This is a genomic window from Streptomyces sp. NPDC059002, assembly GCF_042740435.1.
GTDB lineage: Bacteria > Actinomycetota > Actinomycetes > Streptomycetales > Streptomycetaceae > Streptomyces.
The window spans coordinates 68,233-82,125 of the sequence record NZ_JBHYJI010000019.1 but is presented as its reverse complement, the minus strand read 5'-3'; the positions used below and the strand labels follow the sequence as shown (position 1 = coordinate 82,125).

At 71.1% G+C, this 13,893-nt stretch carries 11 protein-coding genes; 6 read left to right on the top strand and 5 right to left on the bottom strand.

The window, feature by feature from the left end; all coding sequences use genetic code 11:
- Positions 1 to 112 precede the first annotated feature (112 nt).
- Positions 113 to 964: a serine protease gene (locus ACFWZ2_RS19390; protein ID WP_384547186.1), complete on the bottom strand. Its 852-nt coding sequence runs from the start codon at positions 962 to 964 to the stop codon at positions 113 to 115.
- Between the two features lie 262 nt (positions 965 to 1,226).
- On the opposite strand from ACFWZ2_RS19390, the gene ACFWZ2_RS19385 reads away from it, so the two are divergent.
- Positions 1,227 to 2,438: a pyridoxal phosphate-dependent aminotransferase gene (locus ACFWZ2_RS19385; protein WP_384547184.1), complete on the top strand. Its 1,212-nt coding sequence runs from the start codon at positions 1,227 to 1,229 to the stop codon at positions 2,436 to 2,438.
- An 82-nt stretch (positions 2,439 to 2,520) separates the two neighbouring features.
- On the top strand, positions 2,521 to 2,931 hold the full coding sequence (locus ACFWZ2_RS19380) for a hypothetical protein (protein ID WP_384547182.1): 411 nt from the start codon (positions 2,521 to 2,523) through the stop codon (positions 2,929 to 2,931).
- A gap of 91 nt (positions 2,932 to 3,022) precedes the next feature.
- On the opposite strand, the gene ACFWZ2_RS19375 is transcribed toward ACFWZ2_RS19380, so the two are convergent.
- Positions 3,023 to 4,759: an Ig-like domain repeat protein gene (locus ACFWZ2_RS19375; protein WP_384547180.1), complete on the bottom strand. Its 1,737-nt coding sequence runs from the start codon at positions 4,757 to 4,759 to the stop codon at positions 3,023 to 3,025.
- Between the two features lie 187 nt (positions 4,760 to 4,946).
- Positions 4,947 to 6,779, bottom strand: coding sequence for a phosphoenolpyruvate carboxykinase (GTP) (locus ACFWZ2_RS19370; protein ID WP_384547178.1), 1,833 nt, complete (start codon positions 6,777 to 6,779; stop codon positions 4,947 to 4,949).
- A 247-nt stretch (positions 6,780 to 7,026) separates the two neighbouring features.
- Between ACFWZ2_RS19370 and ACFWZ2_RS19365 the strand changes: the two genes are divergently transcribed.
- The 4 genes from ACFWZ2_RS19365 to ACFWZ2_RS19350 all read left to right on the top strand — a co-directional run bounded on the left by ACFWZ2_RS19365 (position 7,027) and on the right by ACFWZ2_RS19350 (position 10,846).
- The gene (locus ACFWZ2_RS19365; RefSeq protein ID WP_384547177.1) at positions 7,027 to 7,743 is read left to right on the top strand and encodes a hemolysin III family protein; all 717 of its coding nucleotides are present in this window, start codon (positions 7,027 to 7,029) and stop codon (positions 7,741 to 7,743) included.
- A 126-nt stretch (positions 7,744 to 7,869) separates the two neighbouring features.
- Positions 7,870 to 9,429 (top strand): MFS transporter, encoded by a 1,560-nt coding sequence (locus tag ACFWZ2_RS19360; protein WP_384547175.1) that lies wholly within the window; start codon positions 7,870 to 7,872, stop codon positions 9,427 to 9,429.
- 4 nt (positions 9,430 to 9,433) lie between these two features.
- Complete coding sequence (locus tag ACFWZ2_RS19355) at positions 9,434 to 10,081, top strand: TetR/AcrR family transcriptional regulator (RefSeq protein WP_384547173.1); 648 nt, start codon at positions 9,434 to 9,436, stop codon at positions 10,079 to 10,081.
- Between the two features lie 30 nt (positions 10,082 to 10,111).
- Positions 10,112 to 10,846 carry a Mut7-C RNAse domain-containing protein gene (locus ACFWZ2_RS19350; protein WP_384547172.1) on the top strand — a complete coding sequence of 245 codons (735 nt, stop codon included), beginning with the start codon at positions 10,112 to 10,114 and terminating at the stop codon, positions 10,844 to 10,846.
- Positions 10,847 to 10,917: 71 nt separating this feature from the next.
- Here the strand turns inward: ACFWZ2_RS19350 and ACFWZ2_RS19345 are convergent, their stop codons facing one another.
- Positions 10,918 to 12,936 (bottom strand): thioredoxin domain-containing protein, encoded by a 2,019-nt coding sequence (locus ACFWZ2_RS19345; protein ID WP_384547170.1) that lies wholly within the window; start codon positions 12,934 to 12,936, stop codon positions 10,918 to 10,920.
- A gap of 28 nt (positions 12,937 to 12,964) precedes the next feature.
- On the bottom strand, positions 12,965 to 13,879 hold the full coding sequence (locus ACFWZ2_RS19340; protein WP_384547168.1) for an ArsR/SmtB family transcription factor: 915 nt from the start codon (positions 13,877 to 13,879) through the stop codon (positions 12,965 to 12,967).
- Between the last annotated feature and the right edge of the window lie 14 nt (positions 13,880 to 13,893).

Sequence of the window (13,893 nt, the reverse complement as noted above, 5' to 3'; positions counted from 1 at the left end):
AGACAAAGTGCCCCGCGGCACGGATCGCCGAGCGGAGCACCTGAGGTCACAGGGAACCACAACCGCACCGCAAGACCGGGGACCGGCGCGACGGGCGCCGGTCCCCGGGGGACTACTTGACCCCTGCGGGCTTCGGCAGCTCACAGCCCGGACGGCTCAGGTCGATCTTGTTGCCGGCGCCGACGCACGGCACGATCCAGTAGGTCTGCTGCGCGTAGTTGATGCCTTCGCGGACCGTGACCTTGCCGTTCTCGTCGACCTCGCACGGGTTGTTGTCCGTGCACTCCTCGCCGTTCTCGTTGCCGGTGTTGTTGACGGCGACGACCTTGCCGGTCTCGTCGTCGATCACCGGGGAGCCCGAGGTGCCGCCGATCGTCTTGCAGTCGGGGGTGTAGCGGACCGAGTCCTTCCAGGTCCAGTTCCCCTCCTTGAGGCGGTACGCGAAGCCGTCGACGCTGCACTTGTACAGCTTCTTCCAGTAGCCGGAGGCGACGGTGATCGCCCGCCCCTGCTCGGGCCGCGCCGAGTTCAGCTCCAGGGCCTTGATCCCGTACTTGCTCTCGATGTCGCTGTAGGTGCTGGTGAGTTGGTAGAGCGACACGTCGGTGTCGGTCATCGTGGCGTACGCGACCTTGCTCGCCCTGACCGTGCCCGCGTCGCCGCCCGACGCGTCGAGCAGCGTGAAGCTCCTGGACGACGGCTTGTCGACGACGACCTCGCCCGGCGCGGGGAAGCCGCTCTCCAGGCAGTGTCCGTTGGACAGGACGAGCGCGGGGTCGCCGGGCTGCGAGTCGGGCACGCGGACGACGGAGCCGGAACAGTTGCTGAGCGCCACGGTCCCGGCGAAGTCGACGGCCTTGGCCTTCGGCTTCGCGGGGGCCTCATTGCTCACGGCCGTCGCGGGCGCCGCCGTCGCTCCGATCAGCAGAGCGGCGAAGCACGCACCGACGAGAGGCTTGTTCATGTGGGGGGTCCCCTCTGAGTGACTGTGTGACCGAAGTGACTTCGGTTTTGTCATGCGCATTGTTGAGGTCCGATGCCCCGAGGACAAGACCACAAACGGACACAACTGACCGCTGACAGAACACGGGCGGCCCGTAAGGGGCGCGGGGCTGTGCCATGCGCGGCTCCGCCGCGTGGGCGCGCCCGGCCCGTACGAACCCGCACCCGCGCACCGGGAATCAATCCGCTCCCCCGATGCCGGAACACCACGTACCCTCACGGACATGCAGGTCATCCAGTCCACCAAGCTCGCCAACGTCTGCTACGAGATCCGCGGCCCCGTGCTAGAGGAGGCGATGCGCCTGGAGGCCGCAGGCCACCGCATCCTCAAGCTCAACACCGGCAACCCCGCCGCCTTCGGCTTCGAGTGCCCGCCGGAGATCCTGGAGGACATCCTCCGCAACGTCGGCGACGCGCACGGCTACGGCGACGCGAAGGGCCTGCTCGCGGCCCGCCGCGCGGTGGTCATGCACAACCAGACGCTCGGCATCGAGACCGACGTGGAGCACGTCTTCATCGGCAACGGCGTCTCCGAACTCATCGTGATGGCCATGCAGGGCCTGCTCGACGACGGCGACGAGGTCCTCGTACCGGCGCCCGACTACCCCCTGTGGACCGCCGCCGTGTCCCTGTCCGGCGGCACCGCCGTGCACTACCGCTGCGACGAGCAGGCGGACTGGATGCCGGACCTCGCCGACATCGAGCGCAAGATCACCGACCGCACCAAGGCGCTCGTGATCATCAACCCGAACAACCCGACCGGCGCCGTCTACAGCGAGGACATGCTGCGCGCCCTCACCGACATCGCGCGCCGCCACAACCTCCTGGTCTGCTCGGACGAGATCTACGACAAGATCCTCTACGACGGCGCGACGCACACGCCGACCGCCGCGATCGCCCCCGACCTGCTGACACTCACCTTCAACGGCATGTCGAAGGCGTACCGCGTGGCGGGGTACCGGGTCGGCTGGGTGGCGATCTCAGGACCGAAGGCGCATGCCTCCTCGTACATCGAGGGCCTGACGATCCTCGCCAATATGCGCCTGTGCGCGAACATGCCGGGTCAGCACGGCGTGGTCGCGGCGCTGAGCGGGCGGCAGACGATCAACGACCTCGTCCTGCCGGGCGGCCGCCTCCTGGAGCAGCGCGACACCGCGTACGACCTGCTGACGCAGATCCCCGGCGTGAGCTGTGTGAAGCCGAAGGGGTCGCTGTATCTCTTCCCGCGGCTCGACCCGAAGGTCTTCAAGATCAAGGACGACCGGCAGATGGTCCTCGACCTGCTCAGGGCCGAGAAGATCATGGTCGTGCACGGCACGGGCTTCAACTGGCCCGAGCCCGATCACTTCCGCGTCGTGACGCTGCCGACCGCGACGGATCTCGCCGAGGCCGTCACCCGGATCGGGAACTTCCTGGACGGCTACGGCCAGCCGTAAAGACCCGTCGCTGGGCCCGGCTCAACTTTAGACAGAATCTAAGCTAGGATGGCTTTCAAGCAACCGCTTGGAGGCCATCCCCATGTACGAGCCGATCCGCACCAAGTCGGTCCACTCGATGGCCGACGACGCGAGCTTCCCGCACCGTTCCCGCGAGGAGGAGCTGGACATCCAGCTCGCCGGGCACCTCGCGGCGCTGCTCGCCGTCACCGACGAGCTGCGCGCCCTCGCCCCGTCCGCCGAACTGGACGAGGCGGCCGAGCAGTTGGCGTTCCAGGTCGCCCGCCTGCGCCGCGGCGCACAGCCCCCGCGGTCCTCCGTGGCGGGCGCCATCCACGAACCGCACCTCGCCGCCCTGCACCAGCGCGCGCACGCCCTCGCGGGCCGCGCCCTGGTCGTCGCGGCGTCGCGCGCCGACACCGCGGCCGCGATCCTCTCCGCCGGGCGCATGGACGCCCACGCGGACGCCACGCGCCTGGTCGGCGCCTCCTGAACGGCCCCGGTCCGCGGCCGGGGAGGCCGCGGACCGGGAGCCACCCACGGCGACGACCGGGGGTTCGCGTCGCCGGGCCGGTGGACCCCCGCTAGCCGGTGATCCGCACCGTGGCCTGGGCGGACGAGCCGCTGTGCAGGGCGTCGCCCTCGTAGCTCACCGCGTAGACCGTCCTGCCGCGCTTGTTCGGCAGGTCCTTGATCCGGAACGTGCCGTCGGCCGCGACCGACGCCGAGGTCAGCTCGCCCGTCGTGCCGAACCGGTCCGTGCGGGTCACCTTCAGGCCGATCCCGGACGGCAGCGCACGCCCCTGCCCGGTCAGCCTGCCGGTGATCTCCACGCCGCCCGCACGGGTCGCCTCCGCGGGCGCGGTCAGCTCGATCGCCGTCGGCGCCTTCGCCACGTCCACCGTGACCGTGACGTCCTCGGCGGGACGGTGCGTGACGTCGCCGAGGAAGCGCAGCGTGTACGTCGCCTCGCCGAGGCGGTCCGGCACGTCCAGGACGGTGAAGCTGCCGTCGGCCGCGACCTTGGCGGCCGCCACCTCCTGCGTGCCGTCGGCGTCCTTGCGGACCGCGGCGACCTTCACGGGCTCGGCGGGCGCGGGCCCGTCGAGCTCCAACTTGCCCCGGATGCCGAGCGGTTCACCGACAACGGGCTTCGACGGCGTGGTGCCGAGCGTGCCCGTGAAGCGCGCGTCGTACTGCGCGGCCGGCGGCTTGATGACGTGCAGCCAGTGCTGGCTCCCGCTGGCCGTCACGGCGAAGAGCCGCGAGCCGTCCTTGGCCCAGCCGAGGCCCTGCGGCACCACCCGGGCGCCGTCGAGCTCGCTCTCGAAGGCGAACTCGAGGGGCGTCGTGCCGTCCGCCGGGTCGGCGGGCTGTATCAGCAGGTCGGGCGTGCTGCCGGAGGCGGCGGCGCCGCGCGCCACGTACTTCCCGTCGCCGCTGAACGCCACCGCCGACGCCTTCGCGCCCTCGGGCAGCGGCTGGTAGGCGGCCGGGGCGTCCGACAGGTCGGAGGCGTCGAGCAGCCGGGTGCCGTACGCCGCGTCGGCGACGGCGATGCGCTTGCCGTCGGCGCTCTGGGCGATGTCCTTCAGGTCGAGCGCGCCCTTGCCCTCGGCGTCGGCGAAGCGCCGCTGGGGCCCGCGCACCAGGGTCTCGCCGCTCGCGTCGAACGTGGTGAGGAACGGATTGGCGTCGGCGGGCGCGGCCGCCTGCCCCATCACGAGCCGGTCGGGCGCCTGCGGGCCCGCGGCCAGCTTCAGCCGCCCCTGGGTGCTCCAGCCGGTGCCGACGGGGTAGGGGTCGCCCACCTGGTTGAGCGACGTGTTGTTGTCGGCCCTGTCGCAGTACGAGTCGCTGTACGGCGTCTCCGTGAACCACGTCTTGCCGCCCGCCACCGCGACGTCCCGGCCGCAGTACACGTCGTACGAAGTGAACTTGGCGCCGCTCCTGGCCTGCGTCGCCGTGTCGAAGGTCAGGATCCGGTCGGACTGCGACACGGTCAGCGTCGCGCCGTCCGCGCTGAGCGCCATGCCGGAGACCGCCTTGTCGGTGGGGAGCGAACCCACCTTCTGGCCCTGGAAGTTGTAGACGAGCACCTGGCTCGCCCCACTGGCCTTGGTGGCGTCGGTGAGATAGACGCGCTCGTGCGCGTCGTCGACCACCATCGCCCCGAACGACCCGAAGGGCAGCTTCGCCACCTCGTCCGAGGGCGTCGCCGCGTACGCGGCGGGCGCCCCCACGGCGACCAGACCCGCCGAGCCGATGACCGCCGCGAGCGCGGCGCCCGTCGCACGTCTTAAGCGCTGGGACTTCTTCAACTTGGCCCCCCACAGGCTCTTTTCAGGGCCCGTGTCGATCAACGGGTCCCGTGTGGGGTCATTGAAACATGTAAGAGGTATGTGAAGGCAAGGTGCACAAGATGCGGATATGCGGGGGCGGGGTCCGCGTGCGGACGCGGATAGGCCCCGCACGCCGTTGTGCGGGGCCCATCCGGAATGCGGGGCGTCAGCCGAGACGCTGCACCAGCGCGCGGTACTCGTCCCACAGCTCCTTGGGCGTGTGGTCGCCGAAGGTGTTCAGGTGCTCGGGGACGAGCGAGGCCTCCTCGCGCCAGACCTCCTTGTCGACCGTGAGCAGGAACTCCAGGTCGGAGGCGGACAGTTCGAGGCCATCGGTGTCCAGCGAGTCGACCGTCGGCAGGATGCCGATGGGGGTCTCGACACCCTCGGCCCTGCCGTCGAGGCGGTCCACGATCCACTTCAGGACGCGGGAGTTCTCGCCGAATCCGGGCCACACGAACTTGCCGTCCGCGTTCTTCCGGAACCAGTTGACGTAGTAGATCTTCGGCAGCTTCGACTGGTCCTTGTCTGCGCCGACCTTGACCCAGTGGTTCATGTAGTCGCCCATGTTGTAGCCGCAGAACGGCAGCATGGCGAACGGGTCGCGGCGCAGCTCGCCGACCTTGCCCTCGGCGGCGGCGGTCTTCTCGGAGGCGACGTTCGCGCCGAGGAAGACGCCGTGCTGCCAGTCGAAGGACTCGGTCACCAGCGGCACGGCCGAGGCGCGGCGGCCGCCGAAGAGGATCGCCGAGATCGGCACGCCCTTGGGGTCCTCCCACTCGGGCGCGATGATCGGGCACTGCGAGGCGGGCGTGGTGAAGCGGGCGTTGGGGTGCGCGGCGGGGACGCCGGACTCGGAGGTCCAGTCGTTGCCCTTCCAGTCGGTGAGGTGCTTCGGAGTCTCCTCCGTCATGCCCTCCCACCAGACGTCGCCGTCGTCGGTGAGCGCGACGTTCGTGAAGACGGAGTTGCCCCACAGCGTCTTCATGGCGTTGGCGTTGGTGTGCTCGCCGGTGCCGGGCGCGACGCCGAAGAAACCCGCCTCGGGGTTGATCGCGTAGAGGCGGCCGTCCTCGCCGAACCGCATCCAGGCGATGTCGTCACCGATGGTCTCCACGGTCCAGCCTGAGATCGTGGGCTCCAGCATGGCGAGGTTCGTCTTGCCGCAGGCGCTCGGGAAGGCGGCGGCGACGTACTTCGACTCGCCCTGCGGCGGGGTGAGCTTGAGGATGAGCATGTGCTCGGCCAGCCAGCCTTCGTCGCGCGCCATCACGGAGGCGATGCGCAGCGCGTAGCACTTCTTGCCGAGCAGAGCGTTGCCGCCGTACCCGGAGCCGTACGACCAGATCTCGCGGTCCTCGGGGAAGTGCGAGATGTACTTGGTGGAGTTGCAGGGCCACGGCACGTCGGCCTCGCCGTCGGCGAGCGGGGCGCCGAGCGTGTGCACGGCCTTCACGAAGAAGCCGTCGTCGCCCAGCTCGTCCAGGACGGCCTGCCCCATGCGGGTCATGGTGCGCATGGAGACGGCGACGTACGCGGAGTCGGTGATCTCGACGCCGATCGCGGACAGCGGGGAGCCGACGGGGCCCATGCAGAAGGGCACGACGTACATGGTGCGGCCGCGCATGGAGCCGCGGAAGACGCCCTTCTCACCGGCGAAGATCTCCCGCATCTCGGCGGGGGCCTTCCAGTGGTTGGTCGGGCCCGCGTCCTCCTCCTTCTCGGAGCAGATGAAGGTGCGGTCCTCGACGCGCGCGACATCGGTCGGGTCGGAGGCCGCGTAGTACGAGTTGGGGCGCTTGATCGGGTCGAGCTTCTTGAACGTGCCCTTGGCCACGAGCTCCTCGCAGAGGCGCTCGTACTCGGCCTCGGAGCCGTCACACCAGACCACCCTGTCCGGCTGCGTCAGTTCGGCGATCTCGTTGACCCAGGAGGCGAGCTCCTGGTGGTTGGTCGGGACAGTGTCCAAGGACACGGGAGCCGCGATGTCGCGCGCCACGATTGCTCCTAATCGAGGGGTTTTTGAGGATGTATGCCCCGTGGGGGCTGCGACCCGGACGCTTCACGTGTAGTTCCCTCTGGCGCTCATCCGGTGCCGACCGCACTCATTTGATCATCCGACGCAACCGCGCATCTGTCCAGAGGGCCCTACACCTGAGCGGCGTGAGCATCGCCACTTGTACGAGGACGTGGGGGTTGCGTCCGATTGATGTCCGGCTTACGGCCCCGTAGGTACCATGCGGCTCATGACCGCCCCCGTCCCCGAAGCGATCCCGGAGCCCGCGGGCGCCGGTTCCCTCGCTGCGTCCGCGCCGCCCCTGCCGCTCCCGGCGAAGCCGAAGATGCGCGGCTGGCTGCACGCCGGCATGTTCCCCGCGGTACTGATCGCCGGTCTGGTGCTGACCGCACTCGCGGACTCCACCCGCGGCCGGATCGCCTGCGGCATCTTCGCCCTGACCGCCTGTCTGCTCTTCGGCGTGAGCGCGCTCTACCACCGGGGCAACTGGGGCCCGCGGGCGGACGGCGTCCTGCGCAGACTCGACCACTCCAACATCTTCCTGATCATCGCGGGCACCTACACCCCGCTGACGATGCTGCTGCTCCCCGAGGCGAAGGGGCAGTGGCTGCTCTGGGGCGTCTGGGGAGCGGCCGTCGCGGGCATCGCCTTCCGCGTCTTCTGGGTCGGCGCCCCGCGCTGGCTCTACACCCCGTGCTACATCGCGATGGGCTGGGCGGCGGTCTTCTTCCTGCCGGACTTCCTGCGCACGGGCGGCATCGCGGTGCTCGTCCTGGTGATCGTCGGCGGGCTGCTCTACAGCGCGGGCGGCGTGATCTACGGCATCAAGCGCCCCAACCCCTCCCCCCGCTTCTTCGGCTTCCACGAGGTCTTCCACTCGCTGACCCTGGCGGCCTTCGTCACGCACTACGTCGGCATCTCACTGGTGGCCTACCAGCACGCCTGACGCACCCCCCTCTCCCCTTCAGTGGCCGCGGCTCCCCAGCCGCGGCCACTTTTTTCATGCCCGCGCGCACCTCCCGGGGAGGACCATTATTGACAGTAGCCATCTTTTGAGAGCTACTCTCATTTCATGGCCACTGTCACTAACGCCGCCGCCGTGCGGCAGGACCCCCGTCGCTGGTGGGCGCTCGGCGCCCTGGTCGCGAGCATGCTGGTGCTCGGCTTCGACATGACGATCCTCAACGTCGCACTGCCGACGATGGCCGGACAGCTCGGCGCGAGCACGGGCGAGCAGCAATGGATGGCCGACGCGTACGTCGTCGTCTTCGCCGCGCTGATGCTCCCGGCCGGACTCCTCGGCGACCGGTTCGGACGGCGCAGGATGCTGATGACGGGGCTCGGGATCTTCCTCGTCGGCTCACTGATCGGCACCCTCGCCGACGACGTCTCCCTCGTCGTCGTGGCCCGCGCCGTCATGGGCATGGGCGCGGCGCTCGTCATGCCGCTCGCGATGGCCGTGCTGCCCGCGCTGTTCGGGCCCGGCGAGCGGACCAAGGCCGTCGGCATCGTCTCGGCCGCCTCCGCGCTCGGCGCGCCGCTCGGTCCCATCGTCGGCGGCTGGCTGCTCGACCACTTCTGGTGGGGGTCGATCTTCCTGATCAACATCCCGATGGTCGCGATCGGCATCACCGCCTGCCTGTTCCTGCTGCCCGAGACCAGCGACCCCGCGTCCCCCAAGGTCGACGTCGCCTCCACGGCCCTGACCGCCGCCGGGCTCGGCGCCCTCATCTACGGCATCATCGAGGCGCCCGGGCGCGGCTGGGGCGACCCCCTGGTCCTCGGCATGCTCGCCGGTGCCGCCCTGCTGCTCACCGGGCTCGTCCTGCGCGAACGCCGGATGACACGGCCGATGCTCGACATGTCGCTGCTGCGCAACCGCGGGTTCTTCCTGAACACGATGGCGGCGACGCTGGTGATGTTCGTGCTCTCGGGCCTGATGTTCGTGCTGCCGCAGTACCTCCAGGCCGTCCTCGGCAACGACGCCTTCGGCACCGGCGTGCGCATGCTGCCGATGATGGGCGGGCTCCTGGTCGCGGCGAAGGGCGCCGAGCCCGTGGTGCGGAGCTTCGGGGCCCGCCCGGTGATCAGCGGCGGGCTCGTGGTGCTCGCGTTCGCCGCGATCCTCGGCAGCCGCACCGACGTCGACAGCGGCTACGGCTTCACCGCGCTCTGGCTCTCCGTGGCCGGTCTCGGCTTCGGCTTCGCGATCGTGCCGTCCATGGACTCGGCGCTCGGCGCGCTGCCCGTGGAGCGCGCGGGTTCCGGCACGGGCCTCCTCATGACCGTACGGCAGGTGGGCGGCGCCCTCGGGATCGCGCTGCTCGGCTCGCTGCTCGCCGGTGCGTACGCCGACCGCCTCGACACCGGCGGCCTGCCGGGGCCCGCGGCCGACGCCGCGGGCGACTCGGTGGTCGCCGCGCACGGGGTCGCCGAACGGCTCGGCGCACCGGGGCTCGTGGAGTCCGCGAACTCCGCGTATCTGCACGGCATGAGCATCGTCCTGCTGGTCAGTGGCATCGCCGCGCTGGTGACGGCGCTGTTCGTCGCCGCGCTGCTGCCCCGGCGGGAGGACGGTGCCGCGGAGCGGGCCGAGGACCGGGGCAGGGTTCCGGTGGATGCCGGACAATGACGTCATGACGGCCGTACGAACCTCCGCCCCCGCGAACGCCCCCCAGCTGGGCCTTCGCGAGCGCAAGAAGCTCAAGACCCGCGTCGCGATCCGTGAGGCGACGTACCGGCTGATCCAGGAACAGGGGTACGAGGCGACGACGGTCGAGCAGATCGCGGAGGCGGCGGAGGTCTCCCCCTCGACCGTCTTCCGCTACTTCCCCACCAAGGAGGACATCGTCCTCACCGACGAGTACGACCCGCTCCTGGAGACCGAGCTGCGGGAGCGGCCCGCCGACGAGCCGATCGTGGAGTCGCTGCGGCACGTGCTGCGCCGGGCCGTCGGCCTCGGCTTCGTGGAGGAACCCGAGGTGTCCAGGCTGCGGACGAAGCTGATGGTCGAGGTGCCCGCCGTGCGCTCCCGGATGCTGGAGAGCATGTCGGTCACCGGCGCCATCCTGTGCCGCGTCATCGCGGAGCGCACCGGCCGCGACCCCGGCGACCTGGAGGTGCGGACGTTCTCCATGGGCCTGATCGGCGCGCTCACCGAGACCGCGGCGTACTGGGCGGAGCACGACCACGAGGACGATCTGACCGTCCTGGTCGACCGGACCCTCGACATGCTGGCGAGCGGCTTCGCCGGGCCGGTGGCCGGGCCGGAAAATCCTCGGTGACGCCCGGCCGCGCCATGCCATCCTGACCGCATGAACGGTCCGGAGATCCTCGTCAGCTTCGCCCCCGAACTGGGTGTGTTCGTCCCGCACGAGCGAAGGGGCGGCCCCACCAAGGCCGTTACGGACGGCGTGTCCACGCTCGGCCACGTCGTCGAGTCGCTCGGCGTGCCGCTGACGGAGGTCGGCGCGCTCGTGGTGGACGGCCGCGAGGTCACCACGGGGCACATCCCCGCGGCGGGCGAGACCGTCACCGTGCGCGCGGTGACGCGCCCCCAGGCCGTGCCCGGCGCCCCGCTCCGCTTCCTGCTCGACGTCCATCTCGGCACGCTGGCCCGCCGGTTGCGGCTCCTCGGCGTCGACGCGGCGTACGAGAGCACGGACATCGGCGACCCGGCCCTCGCCGCGCTCTCGGCCGCCGAGCGGCGCGTCCTGCTCAGCCGCGACCGGGGTCTGCTGCGCCGCCGCGAACTCTGGGCGGGCGGCTACGTCTACAGCGACCGCCCCGACGACCAACTCCGCGACGTCCTGGGCCGGTTCGCCCCCGCCCTGGCCCCCTGGACCCGCTGCAGCGCCTGCAACGGCACGCTCCGTTCCGCGACGAAGGAGGAGGTCGCGGAGCGCCTGGAGGGCGGCACGAAGGGGTCGTACGACGTGTTCGCCGAGTGCGGGTCCTGCGCCCGCGTGTTCTGGCGGGGCGCCCACCACGATCGGCTCGAGGCGATCGTGGAGCGGGCGGTGGGGGAGTTCGGCGGGGCCCGAACCTGACCCCTCCCGGGGCTCCGCCCCAGACCCCGCTCCTCAAACGCCGGAGGGGCTGAATTTCTCTCTCCCGCCGCCTAGGAGAGCAGTCGGGCCAGCTCGGCCGGGTCGGTCGTCGGCGCGTCGCAGACGAAGGAACGGCAGACGTACGCCGCGGGGCGCCCCTCGACCAGGGGCCGGTCCGCGAGCAGCGGGAGTTCGCCGGAGCCGGGCGGCCCCGCCGCGACCACCGCACCCGGCGCCGTGCCGAGCAGCGCCGTGCGGTGCAGGTCACCCAGGACCTCGCCCACGACCGCCACTTCGCGGGGCCCGTCCAGCGCCGCCTCGGCGACCGCGAGGCCGTGCCCGATGAAGCGGGGGACGCGCGGGCCGAGCGCCTTGACGATGCCGAGCGCCCGCTCCGCCGCGGTGCGGTGCGGCTCGGCGCCGGTGTGGGCCGCGTACGACAGGAGGGCGCCCGCCGCCGCCGTCCACCCGGAGGGCGCCGCGTTGTCCGTGGGGTCCTGCGGGCGGCGGATCAGCTGTTCCGCGTCCGCCGCCGTGTCGAAGAGCGCCCCGCTCTCCGCGTCCACGAACTGTGCGAGGACGTGGTCGAGGAGGAAGCCCGCGAACTCCAGCCAGACCCCCTCCCCCGTGACGGACGCCAGCGCGAGGAAGCCCTCGGCCACATCCGCGTAGTCCTCCAACACGCCTGCGTTGTCGCCGACCTGGCCGTCCTTGGAGGTGCGGGCGAGGCGGGCGCGGGCGTCCATGTGGAGTCGTACGAGAAGGTCTCCCGCGCCCACGGCCGCCGCGACCAGGTCCGGCCGGTCGAAGTACGCGCCGACCTCGGCGAGCGCGGCGATCGCCAGGCCGTTCCAGGCGGCGACCACCTTGTCGTCACGGCCGGGCGCGGGCCGCCCGGCACGCGCCGCGAGGAGCCGCTCGCGGATCGCGTCGAGCCGCGCGGCGTCCGCCACGGGCCCTTCCGCCTGCGGGAGTCGGAGGACGGACGCGCCCTTCTCGAAGGTGCCTTCCTCCGTCACGCCGAAGCAGGTCATGGCGAGTTCCGCGTCGGCGTCGCCCAGAACCTCCCTCAACTGCCCGGCCGTCCACACGTAGTACGCGCCCTCGACATGCGCACCCGTCGCCGGGTCCTCGCTGTCCGCGTCGAGCGCGGAGGCGAACCCGCCCTCGTTCGTGCGCAGTTCACGGACCATGAAGTCCGCGGCCTCCAGGGCGACCCGGCGCGCCAGGTCCGATCCCGTGGCCCGCCAAAGATGGGCGTACACGCGGCACAGCAGCGCGTTGTCGTACAGCATCTTCTCGAAGTGCGGCACGACCCACTCGCGGTCGACGGAGTAGCGGGCGAAGCCGCCGCCGAGCTGGTCGTAGATGCCGCCGCGCGCCATCCGCTCGCAGGTGTCGGCGGCCATCTGCAGCGCGCCCACGGCGCCGGTGCGGGCGTAGTGCCGCAGCAGGAACTCGACCGCCATGGACGGCGGGAACTTGGGGGCGCCGCCGAATCCGCCGTGCTGCGCGTCGAAGTCGCGGGTCAGGCCGAGCAGCGCCTGCGCCAGTTCGCCCTCGTCGGGCTTCTCGTCGGCGTTGTGCGTGAGCTGCCGCTCGCCGAGGTCCCGCACGATCTTGCCCGCGACCTCGGCGACCTCGCCGCGCCGGTCCGCCCACGCCCGGTGCACGCCGTCGAGGACCTGCGGGAAGGACGGCATGCCGTGCCGCGGCTCCGGCGGGAAGTACGTGCCGAAGTAGAAGGGTTCGGCGTCGGGCGTGAGGAAGACGGTCATGGGCCAGCCGCCCTGGCCCGTCGCGGCCTGCACGGCCTCCATGTAGACGGCGTCGACGTCGGGCCGCTCCTCGCGGTCGACCTTGATGTTCACGAACTTCTCGTTCATGAGCGCGGCCGTCGCCTCGTCCTCGAAGGACTCGTGCGCCATGACGTGGCACCAGTGGCACGCCGAGTAGCCCACCGACAGCAGGACGGGCACGTCCCGCCGCCGCGCCTCCTCGAAGGCCTCCGGCGTCCAGGGCCACCAGTCGACCGGATTGTCCGCGTGCTGCAGCAGATAAGGCGAGGTCACACCAGCCAGCCGGTTCATGCGCCCCAGCCTCTCACAATGCTCCGGATCAGCCGATCTGCCGCAGCAGTGCGAGGCCGCTCTGATCGAGCTGGTAGAAGACGCTGCCGCCGATGCGCTGCTTCCATACGATGCCGCTCCCGGTCAGCACCGAGAGGTGCTGGGAGACCGTGCTCTTGGCAAGCCCCAGGGTCTCGGCCACCGCTGTGGTCGTCATCGGCAGTTCGAGGGTGCGGACCACCTGCGCACGGCCCTTGCCCAGCAGCAGTGCGAGCCGGTCCTCGGCGTGGTGGCCGTCGGCGCCCGCGGTCAGGACGCGCAGGCGGCCGGTGGCGCGCGCCTGATACGACATGGCAACCCCGTCGCGGTCCTCGACGAGCAGCCGCAGGCCGCCGGAGAACACGGTGGGGACCAGGAGCAGCCGTGACTTCTTGATCTCCAGGTCGAGATCCTGGTGGTAGGGCACGGTGAGACGGGGCCTGGACCAGAGCACCCGGCCGCCGAGTTCGCCGAGCATCGCCTCGGGGCCCTCGACGGCGAGGGTGCGGCCACGGAGCAGGATCTCCTCCTCCAGGGAGGCGCGTATGCGGCTCCAGTACGGGGCGACCGCGCAGTCCCAGTACCGCATCAGCAGGGAGTGGAGGTTCTCCCTTCCCGGCATGCCGCCCTTGGTCTCGCGCAGGCGGTCGAGTTCGGCCGTGAAGGTGTCCAGTGCGGGGTCGGGCAGCGGCACGAACCCCTGGAAGAAGCGGGACACCCCGGCTTCGCGCAGCACCCCGACCAGGTTCCGTGCCAGGCCCGCGGGCATGGTGCGGCGCACCGCCCGCGCCCAGTCCGTGTACGGCGCGGGCACCTCGCCGCGGTACCGGGCGAGAATTCCGAGACTTCCGAAGGTCTCCCACAGCGGGCTGAAGGTGAGCCGCACGGTGTGGAGGGTCTCCTCGTCGACGTCAATCTTGATCACGATGCCGAATACCA